Annotated in this window: 11 protein-coding genes; 4 read left to right on the top strand and 7 right to left on the bottom strand. The window is 71.7% G+C overall.

The window, feature by feature from the left end; translation table 11 throughout:
• Positions 1-63 precede the first annotated feature (63 nt).
• Complete coding sequence (nsdA, locus tag ACWCPN_RS19910) at positions 64-1,542, bottom strand: transcriptional repressor NsdA (protein ID WP_199213677.1); 1,479 nt, start codon at positions 1,540-1,542, stop codon at positions 64-66.
• A gap of 456 nt (positions 1,543-1,998) precedes the next feature.
• Between nsdA and ACWCPN_RS19905 the strand changes: the two genes are divergently transcribed.
• Positions 1,999-2,661, top strand: a complete 663-nt coding sequence (locus ACWCPN_RS19905; RefSeq protein ID WP_451207743.1) for a bifunctional DNA primase/polymerase — start codon at positions 1,999-2,001, stop codon at positions 2,659-2,661.
• Positions 2,662-2,816: 155 nt separating this feature from the next.
• Here the strand turns inward: ACWCPN_RS19905 and ftsY are convergent, their stop codons facing one another.
• On the bottom strand, positions 2,817-4,019 hold the full coding sequence (ftsY, locus tag ACWCPN_RS19900) for a signal recognition particle-docking protein FtsY (protein WP_199212169.1): 1,203 nt from the start codon (positions 4,017-4,019) through the stop codon (positions 2,817-2,819).
• Between the two features lie 169 nt (positions 4,020-4,188).
• On the opposite strand from ftsY, the gene ACWCPN_RS19895 reads away from it, so the two are divergent.
• Positions 4,189-5,661, top strand: a complete 1,473-nt coding sequence (locus ACWCPN_RS19895) for a cytosine permease (RefSeq protein ID WP_451207740.1) — start codon at positions 4,189-4,191, stop codon at positions 5,659-5,661.
• 94 nt (positions 5,662-5,755) lie between these two features.
• Complete coding sequence (locus tag ACWCPN_RS19890; RefSeq protein WP_451207737.1) at positions 5,756-6,727, top strand: LLM class flavin-dependent oxidoreductase; 972 nt, start codon at positions 5,756-5,758, stop codon at positions 6,725-6,727.
• Positions 6,728-6,931: 204 nt separating this feature from the next.
• Here the strand turns inward: ACWCPN_RS19890 and ACWCPN_RS19885 are convergent, their stop codons facing one another.
• The 4 genes from ACWCPN_RS19885 to ACWCPN_RS19870 all read right to left on the bottom strand — a co-directional run bounded on the left by ACWCPN_RS19885 (position 6,932) and on the right by ACWCPN_RS19870 (position 13,271).
• Positions 6,932-8,350 (bottom strand): sugar porter family MFS transporter, encoded by a 1,419-nt coding sequence (locus tag ACWCPN_RS19885; RefSeq protein ID WP_199212167.1) that lies wholly within the window; start codon positions 8,348-8,350, stop codon positions 6,932-6,934.
• 226 nt (positions 8,351-8,576) lie between these two features.
• Complete coding sequence (gene smc, locus ACWCPN_RS19880; RefSeq protein WP_451207734.1) at positions 8,577-12,161, bottom strand: chromosome segregation protein SMC; 3,585 nt, start codon at positions 12,159-12,161, stop codon at positions 8,577-8,579.
• Between the two features lie 243 nt (positions 12,162-12,404).
• Complete coding sequence (locus ACWCPN_RS19875; protein ID WP_018544743.1) at positions 12,405-12,608, bottom strand: hypothetical protein; 204 nt, start codon at positions 12,606-12,608, stop codon at positions 12,405-12,407.
• A gap of 381 nt (positions 12,609-12,989) precedes the next feature.
• Complete coding sequence (locus tag ACWCPN_RS19870) at positions 12,990-13,271, bottom strand: acylphosphatase (RefSeq protein ID WP_199212165.1); 282 nt, start codon at positions 13,269-13,271, stop codon at positions 12,990-12,992.
• A 181-nt stretch (positions 13,272-13,452) separates the two neighbouring features.
• Here ACWCPN_RS19870 and ACWCPN_RS19865 point away from each other — a divergent pair, with 181 nt between their 5' ends.
• Positions 13,453-14,547: a CAP domain-containing protein gene (locus ACWCPN_RS19865; protein WP_451207730.1), complete on the top strand. Its 1,095-nt coding sequence runs from the start codon at positions 13,453-13,455 to the stop codon at positions 14,545-14,547.
• Between the two features lie 1,078 nt (positions 14,548-15,625).
• On the opposite strand, the gene ACWCPN_RS19860 is transcribed toward ACWCPN_RS19865, so the two are convergent.
• On the bottom strand, positions 15,626-16,210 hold the full coding sequence (locus ACWCPN_RS19860; protein ID WP_199212163.1) for a flavodoxin family protein: 585 nt from the start codon (positions 16,208-16,210) through the stop codon (positions 15,626-15,628).
• Positions 16,211-16,281: the final 71 nt, after the last annotated feature.

The following is a 16,281-nucleotide window of genomic DNA, read 5'->3' as shown; positions in this document are numbered from 1 at the left end:
GGGGAGCCGAGTCGGGCGGTTCGGGAGGACCGGCCACGGCCGGCGCATGGGTGACCTGAGAGTTCAGACGGCCTCCGCGGCCTCCGGCAGGTCCACGGCGAGCTGGTCGGAGAGGTCGACGACGGCGGTGAGGTCGCCGAAGTCGCGCACCGCGGTGTCGACCGTCTTGCGGATCCGGGTGTTCACCCGCTCGGAACGCACCTTCTTGGCGACCCGCATGGCGTCGGAGGCGTACTGGGTGCTCTGCTCGGGCTCACGCCGCAGCAGGTGCACGGTGGCCATGCCGATCAGGTTCAGCGCGTACGACCGCTGGTGCTCCTGGTCCTTGGCGAACAGCTCCACAGCCCGCTCCATCAGCGGTTGGGCCAGGGAGGCGTAGGTGGGGCTGCGGCCCGCCACGTAGGCGAGGTCGCGGTAGGAGTGCGAGTTCTCCGCGAACAGTTCGGCCTCGGAGAAGAAGCGGATCCAGTCGGGGTCCGGCTCGTCCCACTCGTCGGCGTCGGCGAAGGTGTCCTCGGCCATCCGGACGGCCCGCTTGCACTTGCCGGGCTGGCCCATGTTGGCGTACGCGCGGGCCTCCATCGCATACAGCATGGCCTGGGTGCGCGGACTGGCGCAGTCGCGGCTGCCGTACTGCGCGAGATGGATCAGTTCCAGGGCGTCGTCGGGCCGGCCGAGATGGATCATCTGGCGGCTCATGTTGGACAGCACGTAGGAGCCGAGCGGTTTGTCGCCGGCCTCCTTCGCGGCGTGCAGCGCGAGGACGAAGTACTTCTGCGCGGTGGGCTGGAGGCCCACGTCGTACGACATCCAGCCCGCGAGCTCGGCGAGTTCGGCGGCGACCTTGAAGAGCTTGCGGCTGGTGGCCTCGGGCTGGGGTTCCTGGAGGAGGTCGGTGACCTCGTGGAGCTGGCCGACGACCGCCTTGCGGCGCAGACCGCCGCCGCACTGGGCGTCCCACTGGCGGAACATGCGCGTGGTGGACTCCAGCAGGTCCAGCTCGGGCCTGGACAGCCGGCCCGGCCTGCGGGAGTCGTGGACGGACTCGGGCTCCGGCGGGACCGGCGAGGAGGGGGCCGGCACGAGCCAGCGCTGCAGGGGCTCGACCAGGGACGGGCCCGCGGCCAGGGCCAGCGAGGTCCCGAGGAAGCCGCGCCGCGCCAGCATCAGGTCGCTGCGCGAGAACTCGCTGAGCAGGGCCACCGCCTGCGGGCCCGTCCAGGGCAGGTCGACACCGGACGCGGAGGGGGACGGGCGGGCGGCGCGCAGGCCGAGGTCCTCGATGGAGACGACACAGCCGAAGCGCTCGGAGAACAGCTCGGAGAGGATCCGCGGGATCGGCTCGCGCGGGTTCTCGCCGTCCAGCCAGCGACGCACCCGCGAGGTGTCCGTGGAGATGTGGTTGGCACCCAACTGGCGTGCCCTGCGGTTCACTTGGCGGGCCAGCTCGCCCTTGGACCAGCCGCTGCGCACGAACCACGAGCCGAGCAGCTCGTTGGGGCGCTTGTCAGCGTTCGTCCCGCTTCCGCCGTTGCCGCCCACTGGCACGCCCCCATCCCTGAGACCACTTGCCGCCGAGTGCGCCAAGCCCTATCAGAATGCCGGTAAACAGGGCCTCCCGTCCGCCGGTTCTCACCCTTCGAACGGACCGACGGCTTGCCTCCGGCATACCCGCGAGGGCATGTGCCCCCAGGCCTCACGCACTCACAGTAATCCCACGATCACCCGTCCAGCCATGGCGGACCTGGAAACGCCACCATTCGCCACCCCTTCGAATGAACTCACGGTCTGCGCAACGCGATTCACTTGACATAGGACGAAAGGCCGTCGGCGGGGTGATGCACACGGGGGCGCACGAATCCCTTCGCGCCACCCACGACGCTTCGACGCGCCGCCTCGGCCTCACGGAGCGAACGGAACCGCGGCCGTAGCGTCACGTTCCGCTTCCGTCTCGTTCCGCGTCGTAACCACCGGCGCGCCGGACCCGTTGGAGGGGGCATGGGCTTCACGATCGGCGGTATGCGCGAGATCCGTTCCGGCACACGTCGGCGCGGCCGTTCGTCGGAGTGCACCGCCGTCGCCGAGTTCACCGGACTCTGGGGCTGGGACGTGGTGCCGGGCGCACGGGCCGTGGCGGGCGTCTGCTCCTGCGGGCAGCCGGGCTGCCGGGCCCCCGGCGCCCACCCGCTCGGCTTCGCGCCGACGGTGCCGGCCGGCGCCACGCTCGGCGAGGTGACCAGGGCCTGGGCGGAGTTCCCGGGCGCCTCGGTGATGCTCGCCGTCGGCCGCGCGTTCGACGTCGTCGAGGTGGCCGAGCCCGCCGGGCGCCGCGCCCTGGTGCGGCTCGAGCGCATGGGCCTCCCGCTCGGCCCGGTCACCGCGACCGCCGACGGACGCGCCCACTTCTTCGTCGCCCCCGGCGCCGCCGCCGACCTCCCCCGGCTCCTCTACCGCATGGGCTGGGACGACCCGTCCGCGCTGGACCTGCGCGGCCTCGGCCCGGGGACGTACATCACCGCGCCGCCCTCCGACCGGGGCGGCCTCGGGCCGGTGCGCTGGCTGCGTCCGCCCGCGCTGGACTCGGCGACCCGGCCGCCGGCCGCCCGGCTGCTGCTGGGCACGCTGGCGTACGTGGCCCACCGGTCGCGGGCGAGGGACTGAGCGTTCTCCGCGTCCGGCCCCCACCCGAGCGAACTCCGTACGAGCGCCGTCCGCGCGACCGCCCCGTGCGGGTGTGCCGGAAAGGGCGAAGCGCCCGCCCCCCGTGTACTGGGGGCGGGCGCTTCTTCGATCCGGCGGGTGAGCACACCCCGTCGTCAGTCACCGATGAGCGCATCCACGAACGCCTCCGGCTCGAACGGCGCCAGGTCGTCCGCGCCCTCGCCGAGGCCGATCAGCTTGACCGGGACGCCCAGCTCGCGCTGGACCGCGACCACGATGCCGCCCTTGGCGGTGCCGTCGAGCTTGGTCAGCACGATGCCGGTGATGTCCACGACCTCGGCGAACACTCGGGCCTGCACCAGACCGTTCTGGCCGGTGGTGGCGTCCAGGACGAGCAGCACCTCGTCCAGCGGCGCGTGCTTCTCGACCACGCGCTTGACCTTGCCCAGCTCGTCCATGAGGCCGGTCTTGGTGTGCAGCCGGCCGGCGGTGTCGATGAGGACCACGTCGACCCCCATCTCCTTGCCCTCCTTCACCGCGTCGAAGGCGACGGAGGCGGGGTCGCCGGCCTCGGGGCCGCGCACGGTGTAGGCGCCGACGCGCTCGCCCCAGGTCTGGAGCTGGTCGGCGGCGGCGGCCCGGAAGGTGTCGGCGGCGCCCAGCACCACGGTGCGGCCGTCGGCCACGAGCACCCGGGCGAGCTTGCCGGTGGTGGTGGTCTTGCCGGTACCGTTGACGCCGACGACCATCACGATGCCGGGCTTGCGGTCCTCGGGCTCGGTCCGGACCGAGCGGTCGACGTCGGTGCCGACCAGCTTGAGCAGTTCCTCCCGCAGCAGGGCGCGCAGCTCCTGCGGGGTGCGGGTGCCGAGCACCTTCACCCGCTCGCGCAGCCGCTCGACCAGTTCCTGGGTGGGCTGCACACCGACGTCGGCGGTGAGCAGGGTGTCCTCGACCTCCTCCCAGGTCTCCTCGTCGAGGTGCTCGCGGGACAGCAGCGTGAGCAGGCCCTTGCCCAGGGCGTTCTGCGAGCGGGAGAGACGGGTGCGCAGGCGGACCAGCCGCCCCGCGGTGGGCTCCGGGATCTCGATCTCGGGAGCCTCGACGGTGGGCGGCTCCTCGACGACGACCGGGGCGGGGCCGCCGGGAAGATCCACCTCCTCGATCGTCCGGCGCGGTTCGTCGCGCGGTGTCTCGGCCTCTTCGCCGACGTGCGGCTCGGCCGGGGGCGCGGTGATGTCGGGCGTCCTGGGCGGCGGCGGGGGCAGCGGCTTGCGGCGCCGGCTGCCGACGATGAGCCCGCCCAGCGCACCGAGGACGACCACGGCGATGACTACAGCAAGGATGATGGTTTCCATAACGCGTCCAGTATCGGCCATGGGTCCGCCGCCGCCGGGTTCGTGGCTTCCTCCGAGAGACAAAAACCACTGGAAGGCATGAGTCGGATCAAAGTACGATGGTATTGGCTCCGTCCACGCGCGTAGAGTCCCCGACGTCCCGTCCCCCCACCCCGAGGCACCCTCTTTCATGAGCAAGACAGCCGAGGCCGAAGGCGCTCTCGAGACCCGTGGCATCGAGCAGGTACCCGACCACGAGCGGACCGCCAGAACCCGCGAACTGTTCCCGACCTGGGTCGGCGCCAACATCAGCGTGCTGCTGCTCACCATGGGCGCGAGCCTGGTGGTGGCGTACGGCCTGAACATCTGGCAGGCCCTCGTCGTCGCGGCCGCCGCTCCGGTCGTGGCCTACGGGCTGGTCGGCCTGATCGGCATCGCCGGCAAGCGGGGCGGCGCCCCCGGCATGGCGCTGTCGCGCGCGGTGTTCGGCCAGCGCGGCAACCTGCTTCCCGGTTCGCTGATCTGGGTCGCCCGCTGGGGCTGGGAGACGATCAACGCGGTGACCGGCGCGTACGCGATGCTGACCATCCTGGACATCGTGTTCGGCATCAGGGCGAACAGCGTGCTGGACATGGTGATGCTGCTGGCCTTCGTCGTCGCGACCTTCGCGATCTCCGGTCTCGGCATCAACGCCGTGCAGAGGTGCAACAAGTACGCGACCTATGTGTTCGGCGTCTTCTCCGTGCTGGTCCTCGGCTATCTGGCCGTGCACACGGACTGGTCGAAGGTCATGCACCACGGCGCGGGCTCCACGGCCTCCGTGATCACCGGCATCGGGATGATCGCGGCGGGCGGGGTCAGCTGGATCCCGTCCGCACCGGACTTCACCCGTTACCTGCCGCGCACCGCGTCGTCGAAGGCGATCGTGGGCACGGCGGTGGGCGGCGCCGGGATCGTGGTGCTGCCGATGGTGCTGATGGGCGCGGTCATGGCGGTCTCCACGCCCGACCTGGCCTCGGCGGCGGACCCGGTCTCCTTCCTCGGCGAGATCCTGCCGACGTGGCTCGCGGTGCCGTACCTGCTCATCGCGCTGATCGGCATGCTTCTGATCAACTCGATGTCCATGTACTCGGCGGGCTTCACCGCGCAGACCCGGGGCTTCAAGGTGCCGCGCCACTGGGCGGTCTCGGTGAACGCCGTGATCTCGCTCGTCCTCGGCGGGGTGCTGATGCTGGTGGCGACGAGCTTCATGGGCTCGTTCATCGCCTTCCTCTCCCTGCTGGCGGTCGCCTTCTCGGCCTGGGTCGGCGTGTTCGGCGCGGACATGCTGCGGCGCACCGAGTACGACGGCCGGGCCATGGCCGACACCACGCGCACCAGCGCCTACTGGTACCGGGGCGGCTTCTCCCCCGCCGCGGTGGCGGCCTGGGCGGCCGGCCTCGCCGGGGGCCTGCTGTTCACCACCTCGGACTGGTTCACCGGCCCGCTGGCGAAGAACAACGTCATCGGCGAGTACGGCCTCGGCTGGGTCGCCACGATCGTGATCTCCGGTCTGCTGTACACGGCCCTGCCGAAGCCCGCGGTGGTGCGCCCGGCGCCGGCCGGCGGGACCGCCGCCGGATCCGGCGAGCCCGCCGGGGAGCCCGCGGCCGCCGGCGTCTGACCGGGCCCGCGCCGCCGGGCCGCGTCGATGGCCACCTGACGTTCCGTCAGCTAGCGTCCCCCTGCACACCCATCCGGTGAAGGGGGACGCGGTCATGCCCGTCACGGTCGTACGGTTCAACCTGGCCGAGCCCGGCGCCACCCCCGCCTCCCTCTCCGCGCGCTACCGGGCCGCGCTGGAGATGGCCGCGTACGCCGACGAGCACGGCGTCACCACCGTGCAGACCGAGGAACACCACGGCGCCGACGACAACTGGCTGCCGTCGCCGTTCACCTTCGCGGGCGCGGTGCTCGGGGCCACCCGCCGGATCGCGGTGACGGTGGCGGCGGCGATCGGCCCGCTGCACGATCCGCTGCGGCTGGCCGAGGAGATCGCCGTGCTGGACCTGCTGAGCGGCGGGCGGCTGGTGACGGTGGCCGGCATCGGGTACCGGCCCGAGGAGTACGCCCTGTTCGGCGTGGACTGGCGGCGGCGCGGCCGGCTCCAGGACGAACTGCTGGAGACCCTGCTGAAGGCGTGGACCGGCGAGGAGTTCGGCTACCGGGGGCGTACGGTGCGGCTCACCCCGCGCCCGTACACCGCACCGCACCCGCCGCTGCTGGTCGGCGGTTCCTCCCGGGCCGCCGCGCGCCGGGCCGCCCGGCTGGGCCTGCCGTTCTTCCCCAGCGCGCACCTGCCGGAGCTGGCGGACTACTACGAGGAGCGGCTCGCCGAGTACGGCACCGAGGGCTGGACCATGATGCCCGCCGCCGAGAACCCGCTGCTGCACCTCTCCGAGGATCCGGACCGGACCTGGGCCGAGTACGGCGGGCACTTCCTGCACGAGGCGCGGACGTACGCCTCCTGGCAGCCCGGCGGGACCCGCTCCGCGGTGCGGTCGGCGGCCGCCACGGTCCGCGACCTGCGCGCGGAGGGCGTGTACCGGGTGCTCACCCCCGAGCAGTGCGTGCGCCTCGGCCTGGACGCCCTCGTGCTGCATCCGCTGGTCGGCGGGATGCCGCCGGCGGAGGGCTGGCGGAGCCTGCGGCTGTTCGCGGAACGGGTGGTCCCGGCGCTGGCCGGCTGACCCCGGCGAGGACGGCCGCCGGGCGGTGCCGGGGCGGGGCGGCGCGGCTGACCCCGGCGAGGACGGTCGCCGGGTGGTGCCGGGGCGGGGCGGGGCGACAAAGGGCCGTCCCCGCCCGGGCAGTGACCGGGCGGGGACGGCGGGGGGTTCGAGGAGAGGGGCAGCGGGGACTTGGCCCTTCTCCTCGGGACTCGGAAGGGGCGGTTAGCCCATCTCCTCCAGCGTCTTGCCCTTCGTCTCCTTGACGAACTTCAGGACGAACGGGATGGAGAGCGCGGCGAAGACCGTGTAGATCACGTACGTGCCGGACAGGTTCCAGTCGGCCAGCGACGGGAAGCTCGCGGTGATCGCCCAGTTGGCGATCCACTGGGCGGCGGCGGCCACGCCCAGCGCGGCGGCCCGGATCCGGTTCGGGAACATCTCGCCGAGCATGACCCAGACGACCACACCCCAGGACAGGGCGAAGAAGAGCACGAAGACGTGGGCGGCGACCAGGGCGACCCAGCCCTGGGTGGCGGGCAGCTTGCCGTCGACGAGGTCGTACGAGAACGCCCAGGCCTCCAGCGCCAGGCCGACGGCCATGCCGACGGAGCCGATGAGGGCGAGCGGCTTGCGGCCGATGCGGTCCACGAAGATCATCGCGATCACGGTGCCGACGATGTTGATGATCGACGTCGTGAAGGAGTAGAAGAACGAGTCCGTCGGGTCGACGCCGACCGACTGCCACAGCGTCGAGGAGTAGTAGAACGCGACGTTGATGCCGACGAACTGCTGGAACACCGACAGGCCGATACCGACCCAGACGATCGGCTTGAAGAAGAAGCCACCGCCGAGCAGGTCCTTGAAGGTGGACCTGTCCTCGCTCTTCATCGCGTGCTCGATCTCGGCGACGCGGGCGTCCAGGTCCACGTCACCGCCCTCGACCTCGGCGAGGATCGCGCGGGCGCGGTCACGCTTGCCGACGGAGAGAAGGAAGCGCGGGGACTCGGGGATCGCGAAGGAGAGCAGGCCGTACAGGACCGCGGGGACGACCATGACGCCGAGCATGACCTGCCAGGCCTCCAGGCCCATCAGCGTGCCGCGCTGGTCGCCGCCGGCGGCGTTCAGCAGACCCCAGTTGACGAGCTGGGAGATGGCGATGCCGACGACGATCGCGGCCTGCTGGAAGGAGCCGAGCCGGCCGCGGTAGGCGGGCGGGGCGACCTCGGCGATGTAGGCCGGGCCGATGACGGAGGCCATGCCGATGGCGAAGCCGCCGACGATGCGCCAGAAGGCGAGGTCCCACAGGGCGAAGGGCAGCGCGGAGCCGACGGCGCTGACCGTGAACAGCGCGGCGGCGATCTGCATGCAGCGGATGCGGCCGATCCGGTCGGCTATCCGGCCGGCGGTCGCGGCACCGATGGCACAGCCGATCAGGGCGATGGCGATGACCTGGGCCAGAGCCGCGGAGCCGATGTCGTAGCGGCCCCGGATGGCCTCGACGGCGCCGTTGATCACGGAACTGTCGTAACCGAACAGGAAACCGCCCATGGCGGCCGCCGCCGCGATGAAGATGACGTGCCCGAGATGATCGGGGTGAGCCGTCCCGGCTCGTGGCTTGGGTGCCTGCGCTGTGCTGGTCACGAATAACTCCTCGGGCCACGGCAACGCTGCCGCGTGGGGGTGAGCCCTTACAGGTATCCCGTGGTGCCGCGTTCACACCACTTAGACCTGAAGGTAAAAGCAACGTTGCAGAGACTATGCCTTCAAGTTTCGAAGTCAATACCTGCGTGCCTGTGAGTTATAAGACGCACTGGATCATCCTGTGTTCAAAAGATGAACACAGGGTGAGTTGATCTTGAAATGACGATCAGCGCAGGCGCTGCGAGATGACCTTCGACACGCCGTCGCCCTGCATGGAGACGCCGTAGAGCGCGTCGGCGACCTCCATCGTGCGCTTCTGGTGTGTGACCACGATGAGCTGCGAGCTCTCCTGGAGCTCCTGCATGATCCGGATCAGCCGCTGGAGGTTGGTGTCGTCCAGGGCCGCCTCGACCTCGTCCATGACGTAGAACGGGCTGGGCCGGGCCTTGAAGATGGACACCAGCAGCGCCACGGCGGTCAGCGAGCGCTCGCCGCCCGAGAGCAGGGACAGCCGTTTGACCTTCTTGCCCGGCGGACGCGCCTCGACGTCCACGCCGGTGGTGAGCATGTTGTCCGGGTCGGTCAGCACCAGGCGTCCCTCACCGCCCGGGAAGAGCCGGCTGAACACGCCCTCGAACTCCCGGGCGGTGTCCCGGTAGGCCTCGGTGAAGACCTGCTCGACGCGCTCGTCCACCTCCTTCACCACCTGCAGGAGGTCGGCGCGGGTCTTCTTCAGGTCCTCGAGCTGCTCGCTGAGGAACTTGTGCCGCTCCTCCAGTGCCGCGAACTCCTCCAGCGCCAGCGGATTGACCTTGCCGAGCTGCTGGTAGGCGCGTTCGGCGGCCTTGAGCCGCTTCTCCTGCTCGGCCCGCGCGAACGGCCGGGGCAGGTTGCGCGGGTGCTCCGGGTCCTCGGGCAGCTCCTCGCCGGCGGCGGGGAGCGAGGGCGGCACGGGCTGGTGCGGACCGTACTCCGCGACCAGTCCCGCCGGCTCCACGCCCAGCTCCTCCAGCGCCTTCGTCTCCAGTTGCTCGATCCGCAGCCGCTTCTCGGCGCCGAGCACCTCGCCCCGGTGCACCGAGTCCGTCAGCTTGTCGAGTTCCGACTTCAGCTCGCGGCCCGCGTTCCGGGCGGCGGTCAGCTCCTGCTCCCGCCGGGCCTTCGCGGCCTCGGCGGCGGCCCGCTCCTCCTCGGCCCGCCCCAGGGACACCTCGACGTGCGCGAGCAGTTGACGGGCGCCGGAGGCGACGGCCTCCGCGACGGCCGCCTCGTGCCTGAGCCGGGCCCGCCGCTGCTCGGCACGCGCGCGTGCCTCGCGCTCCGCGCGGGCCGCACGGTCCAGCGAGTCGGCGCGACCCGCGAGTCCCTTCACCCGTTCCTCGTGCGTACGGGCCTGGAGCCGGGCCTCCATCTCGGTCTGCCGCGCGTTGGCGCCGTCGGCGGCGAGCCGGTCCCGCACCGAGGTGTCCGGCTCCTCGTCGACCGGCACCTCCTCGGCGACGGCGAGCCGTTCGGACAGCTCCTCGGCCTCCAGCACGGCCTTGTCCAGCGCCTCCTGCGCGCGTGCCGTGGCCGCGGCCGACCGCTCGGCCTCACCCGCCGCGCCCCTCGCCTGCCCCGCGAGCCGCCCGAGCTGCTGGGCCACGGCCGACTTCTCCCGGTCGGCGGCCCGGCGCCGCTCCCCCAGCTCCTCCACCTGCGCGGCGGCCGAGGTGCGCCGCTCGGCCGCCGCGTGCTGGGCCTCGGTGAGCTCCTCGCAGCGGACGGCCAGCACCTCCAGCTCGGCGGCCGCCTCATCCACGGAGGCCTGCACCTCCAGCAGGCTGGGCGCGCCGGCCGAGCCACCGTGCGCGAAGTGCGCGCCGAGCAGGTCGCCCTCGGCGGTGACGGCGGTCAGCCCGGGGTGCGCGTTGACCAGGTCCTCGGCGTCCTCCAGAGTGCCGACGACCACGATCCGGCGCAGCAGCCGCCGCACGGCGGGCATGAGTCCGGCGGGGCCCCGCACCAGGTCGGCGGCGCGGAGGGCACCGCCGGGGCGCTCGTCCCCCGGTCCGTCGCCGGGGTCGTCCGGGCCGCCGCCGGGGGCCTCCCGGGTGTCGGTCAGGAGCAGGGCCGCCCGGCCGCCGTCCTGTTTGCGCAGGAGGCGGATCGCCTCGGCCGCCGCGGCCGGGGACGTCACGGCGACGGCGTCGGCCGCGGCGCCGAAGGCCGCGGCCAGCGCGACTTCGTGTCCGGGGGTCACCGTCAGCAGTTCCGCCGCCGGGCCCAGGACCCCGGTGAGGCGGTCGCGGGCGCCCAGGAGTATGCCGGTGCCGTCCTTGCGCCTCAGGCCCAGCGCCAGCGCCTCGTGCCGGGCCCGGGTCGCGGCGCGCCTGCGCTCCGCGGCGGTGGCCGCCTCGCGGGCCTCGGTCAGCGCGGCCTCGGCCCCGGCGAGGGCCCGCTTCGCCGTCTCGTGCCGTTCGGCGAGTTCGGCGTCGTCGGCGTCGAGACCGTCGACCTCGGCCTTCAGGGTCTCGTACTCCTCCTGGGCCCGGACCGCGCGCTCCTGCGCCTCGTCGCGGCCGGCGGCCAGCCGGTCGATCTCGGCCTGGGCCGAGGCGGCGCGCGAGCGGGCCGCGTTGACCTGCCCGGAGAGGCGGGCGAGTCCCTCGCGACGGTCGGCGATGGCGCGGGCGGCGTCCTTCAGCCGGCGTTCCTCGACCGCGAGTTCACGCTCCAGCTCGGCGCGGTGGGCGACCGTGTCGTCCAGGGCCCGCTGCGCGGCTTCGAGAGCCGCCTCCAGCTCGGCCTCCTGCTCGCGGATGCGGGCGGCCTCGCGCTCCATGTCCTCGGGCTCGCGGCCGCGCCGCTCCTCGGGGGGCGCGGAGGTGGCGCTCTTCACCCGGGCGTCGGCCAGCGAGACGGTGCCGCGGACCCGCTCGGCCAGCTGGGACAGCTCGTACCAGGTCTGCTGGGCGCGCTGCAGGCGCGGCGCGAGCCGCCGCACCTCGTCCTCCAGCGAGGCCTCCCGCTGGAGCGCCTTCCTGAGCTCCCGCTCGGCGGACTCCTTGCGTTCCTTCAGGGCGGCCTCGTCGGCGATCTCGGACTTCAGCGCCTCGCGCAGGCGTACGAGGTCGTCGGCGAGGAGGCGCAGCCGGGCGTCGCGGAGGTCCGCCTGGATGACGGCGGCGCGGCGGGCCACCGCCGCCTGCCGGCCGAGCGGCTTGAGCTGGCGGCGCAGTTCGTCGGTGAGGTCCTGCACGCGGGCGAGGTTGGCCTGCATCGCGTCGAGCTTCCGCAGCGCCTTCTCCTTGCGCTTGCGGTGCTTGAGGACACCCGCGGCCTCCTCGATGAACGCCCTGCGGCCGGTGGGGTCGGCGTGCAGGACGGAGTCGAGCTGGCCCTGGCCGACGATGACGTGCATCTCGCGGCCGATGCCGGAGTCGGAGAGCAGGTCCTGGATGTCCAGCAGACGGCAGGTGTCGCCGTTGATCTGGTACTCGCTGCCGCCGTTGCGGAACATGATCCGCGTGATGGTGACCTCGGCGTACTCGATGGGCAGGGCGCCGTCGGAGTTGTCGATGGTCAGGGACACCTCGGCGCGGCCCAGCGGCGGGCGGCCGGTGGTGCCGGCGAAGATGACGTCCTCCATCTTGCCGCCGCGCAGCGACTTGGCGCCCTGCTCGCCCATGACCCAGCTCAGCGCGTCCACCACGTTGGACTTGCCCGAGCCGTTCGGACCGACGACACACGTGATGCCCGGCTCGAACCGGAGTGTGGTCGCCGACGCGAACGACTTGAATCCGCGGAGGGTCAGGGCCTTGAGGTGCACGCCGCCGGACTTTACCCGCCGTCGCTATCTCACTCCACGGACACTCGCAACCGCACGGTTTCGCCATTGAACACGCAGGGCAAACCAAACGTTAAAGACGGTGAAAGGATGCACGGGGGAAGAAAGAAGGGACGCCGAAGCGTCCCTTGCCACGCTGGCGACCGGGTCGCGGCTGCCTTCTGCTAGTGCGGTTGATACGGGCGCCCCAACCGCTGCGACTGCTGTCGTGGAGCGGTGCAGCGATCAGGTGAGCGCAGGCTCCGCCTGGTGTGCGTCGATGCTCTCCATGATCCTGTCCTGAGAAGCGGCAGCCGCCAGCGCGTCGTTCTCCGCCTGGATCCGTACGAGCTCGGACTCCAGGTCCTGGACACGCTGCTGCAGCCGTCGCATCTCGGCGAGGAGTCGAGGGTCGGAGCCGCCGACGTAACCGAGAAGCGCCTTTGCCATGATGGATGGTCCTCCACAATGAGTGACCGACCGATGCGGTGTGGGTCGTGAGGGATTCGCACCCGCGGTGCTTGGCACACTCGAGTGTTGCTCTGCGTTCCTACATGCCAAACAGCTAAGGTGCGCGGGGCTTTCAGCGTCTCACCAAAAAGTTTGACGGTCAACACGATCACACCCCGTATTGGCGGGCGAACCCGGGGCGCGCGGTCACCGGACGGTGGCGCTGCGTCTCCTGCGGGGCCCTCGGGGCGTGGCGATCAGCTGTACCTGCGGAGCCTGCCATGTGGCGCTCTCCTTGGCAACCACCAGCCCATTTCTGCTGTGGGCATGTGCCAGGGGCAGGTCACCGTGCGGCTGCCGGGGCGGCCCCACAGAATCGGTTCACCGGATGGCGAAGCCGTCGTATCCGCCGCGGGGTGTGTCCCAGATCTCGGTGACTCCGTCGACGCGTCCGGGCGTGTCGCCGTCCTGGAGCCAGTCCAGCAGACCCTCGCAGCCGTTCCGGGACCCTTCGGCGACCACCTGGACGCGTCCGTCGCCCAGATTGAGAGCAAAACCACTCAGGCCGCCGATCTCCAGCGCCTTGGCCCGCGTGAACCAGCGGAAACCCACACCTTGGACGCGTCCCCTCACCCAGGCGACCAGCCGAACATCCTCGCTCATGGGTGCAACCTAACCGGCCAATGTCACTCGGGACACACCCCGCCCCAGTGGCATGCGGTACCGTCCGGACCCAATGAATCTCATATGAAACTCACTCCTTCGAGTGAGTGGAGTTGGCCAAACGGAGTCGCTCACCACCGTGGCGCCGGGTCGACCGCGAGACGAGGAAGAGGGCAAGGGCATGGGACGCCACCGACGCTCCGCCGCCGGCCGCGCCACCACCGGCCGGGCCACCGGGGTCACGCAGACGCACCGCTCGGCCACGGACGGCGAGAACCCGCAGGACTACGCGGGCGACCGCGCGCCCATGGGCATCGCCCCCTACCTGCACCCGGAGGCGTACGCCGAGACCACCGCCCGGAGCGCCGCCTACCTGTACGCGGTGGACGACGAGCCCGCGCGGACGCCCGGCGACGACGGCTTCACCCCGGCGGGCGGCACGCCCCACGGCCGCCGGCGCAAGAAGAGGGCCGCCACCCCGGTGCGCACCGGGCTGCTCGGCGTCTCGGCCGCCGTGGCCCTCGGCACCGTCGCGGTGGCCACCGGTGCGGTGCCCGGTCTGGAGAACTACCAGCTCGGCGGCGGCACCAACACCACCGGCGGCGACCGGGTGCAGGCGGCGGACTCCCCCAGCAACACCGCGTCCGAGCAGGGCGGCAGCTCGGGCGGCGCCGACAGCCGGGGCGGCGGCTCCGCCGCGAGCCGCGACACCCACCGGGCGACCTCGCCGGCCCCGTCCGACACCGTGTCCGAGTCGGCCTCGGCCTCGGCCCCGCCGACGAAGTCGCCCTCGGAGAAGCCCTCGTCCACGGCGAAGGCCCCCGAGCGGAAGACCACCCCGTCCCACCCGACGGCCAGGGCCCCGAAGCGGACCTCCGCGCCGGTGACGGTGTCGACGCAGACCGCCGTCGAGGCCGAAGTGCTGAAGCTGGTCAACGAGGAGCGGGCCAAGGTCGGGTGCAGCGCGCTCTCGGCGAACTCCTCGCTGACCTCGCTGGCCGAGGCCTTCAGCGACGACATGGCCGCGCGGGGCTTCTTCGACCACACCGACCCGGACGGGGCCAGCCCCTGGGACCGGGCCGCGAAGGCGGGCATAACCGACCTCGGCGGAGAGAACATAGCCCGCGGCCAGGCGGACGCGGCTGCCGTGATGGACGCCTGGATGAACAGCCCCGGCCACCGCGCCAACATACTGAACTGCGACTTCAAGACCCTCGGAGTCGGCGTGCACATGGGCTCGGGCGGCCCCTGGTGGACGCAGGACTTCGGCTATTGAGATAACCGCAGTTCAGACGGCTGAGCACCCTCCTGGGCCGTGTCGGGGCCGTCAGCCGTGGGTTCCTCGTCCGCGAAGACGCGATCCACGGCGGCCCGGGTCCGCGTCCCGCTCGACGGCATCAGGTGCGTGTTATGGAGGCCGCAGCACCGGCCACGGCCTCCGGAGAGACGGGGAACATCGTCACGCGGCACCCCCGCACAGCGAGCACGGGCCGTAGCCCTCCTCGTACCAGTCCGCACCACGTCGACGGCCCAGCACGCCCACACCTGTCGGGTGTCGCCACACTCGGGGCACGGCCCGTCCAGCAGGAACCGACCGCCACGCTCCCGAGCCTCATCGCTCATGGGGGAGAAGTGCGTAACGAGCGCCGCAAGCTCCCCAGCCCGCCGGTCGCGCTTGCGGTTCGAGAACCGCTCGGCGTGGGCTCGCTTCTGCTCAGCCGTTGACGACTTCGGCGTCCCAGCAGGTCAGGCAGGCAAGCACCCTCGCTCCTGAAGCGGTAGTCCACGCCTGGCGGGTGAGAGCATCTGTAGATGGCAGACGCACAGCTAATCCCAGGGTGGACCCTCCAGCAGATCCGCGACGTATCCGGGGACCAAAAGGCTGTCGCGCTAGATCCAGACCGGGCGGTGAAGTGGGTGGCCGACGCCGGAGCTCCGGAAAGGCTGCACCCAGAGATCATTCTCGGATTCCACAGCCTGTGCCTCGTGAAGCCCGTTCATGGTGACGACTGGTACATGGGAAGCCTGTACGACGACGGCAGCATCGACTGTTGGTCGGCCTACGACGATCTGTACGAGGCGCTACGCGGTCTGTAGCAGCGGGCTGGCTGGGCGCCAGGCGCCATGGCTCATGACGGAGCCGGGCCGTCTCTGGGCCGTCGGAGGGCGCTCAGCGACGATCAACGCTGACAACCACCGACAGCCAAGTCGCAGGTCGCAGCGTTGATCGATTACAGGGCCGCAGGTCAGAGGACCGGCCCTTCACTTCTTCGGCTACTGAGCCGGCTCCCCGCGCCCCCGGTCACGCGTCGGGCTCGCTGACCGCCGCCCGCCCGGGGCCGCCGGCCGCCCGCTCAGACCGCCGCGCGGCCGCGGGCCAGGACGCGGGCCGTCTCGGTGACCCGGCGGCCCAGGTGCTCCGCCGTGGCGATGTCCGCCTTGTGCACGGCGTCCGGGCCCTCGTCCACGTTGGTCTGGGCGGCCGCGCCCGCGAAGACGCCGAGGCGGTTGAGGTCGTGCTCGGAGCCCTCGCTGTTGTTCCAGCCCGGGTGCAGGCCGAGGTTGACCCAGTGCATGCCGTGCTGTCCGGCGAGGATCTGGAAGAACTGCAACGTGTGCAGCTTGTCGCCGCTCTTGGAACCGGAGTTGGTGAAGCCGGCCGCCAGCTTGTCCTTCCAGTCCTGGCCGAACCAGCGCTTGGAGGAGGCCTCGGCGAAGACGTGGAAGGCGCCGGAGGCGGTGCCCATGTAGGTGGGCGAGCCGAAGACGATCGCGTCGGAGCGGTCCAGCGTCTCCCACTGCTCGTCGGTGATCTCGTCGACCTTGATCAGGTGGACCTCGGCACCCGCCTCGGCGGCGCCGGCGCGGACGGCCTCGGCGAGCACCGCGGTGTGGCCGTAGCCGGAGTGGTAGGCGATGGAGACAACGGGCGTGGTCATGACGGACTCCTCGGAAATCCCGCGACGGGGCGGCTCACTGACGATGACGAAAGGAAAGCACTAACTTCTGG

This window comes from Streptomyces sp. NPDC002386 (assembly GCF_053593175.1).
The sequence above is the reverse complement of the archived record's forward strand: the minus strand, read 5'-3'. Positions and strand labels throughout refer to the sequence as shown.

Excerpts from the sequence above, each read along its gene's own strand:
- ACWCPN_RS19865 (WP_451207730.1), top strand. The coding sequence starts at position 13,453 with ATGGGACGCCACCGACGCTCCGCCGCCGGCCGCGCCACCACCGGCCGG.
- ftsY (WP_199212169.1), bottom strand. The coding sequence starts at position 4,019 with ATGGAAACCATCATCCTTGCTGTAGTCATCGCCGTGGTCGTCCTCGGT.
- ACWCPN_RS19875 (WP_018544743.1), bottom strand. The coding sequence starts at position 12,608 with ATGGCAAAGGCGCTTCTCGGTTACGTCGGCGGCTCCGACCCTCGACTC.
- ACWCPN_RS19890 (WP_451207737.1), top strand. The coding sequence starts at position 5,756 with ATGCCCGTCACGGTCGTACGGTTCAACCTGGCCGAGCCCGGCGCCACC.
- ACWCPN_RS19870 (WP_199212165.1), bottom strand. The coding sequence starts at position 13,271 with ATGAGCGAGGATGTTCGGCTGGTCGCCTGGGTGAGGGGACGCGTCCAA.
- ACWCPN_RS19905 (WP_451207743.1), top strand. The coding sequence starts at position 1,999 with ATGGGCTTCACGATCGGCGGTATGCGCGAGATCCGTTCCGGCACACGT.
- ACWCPN_RS19895 (WP_451207740.1), top strand. The coding sequence starts at position 4,189 with ATGAGCAAGACAGCCGAGGCCGAAGGCGCTCTCGAGACCCGTGGCATC.
- ACWCPN_RS19860 (WP_199212163.1), bottom strand. The coding sequence starts at position 16,210 with ATGACCACGCCCGTTGTCTCCATCGCCTACCACTCCGGCTACGGCCAC.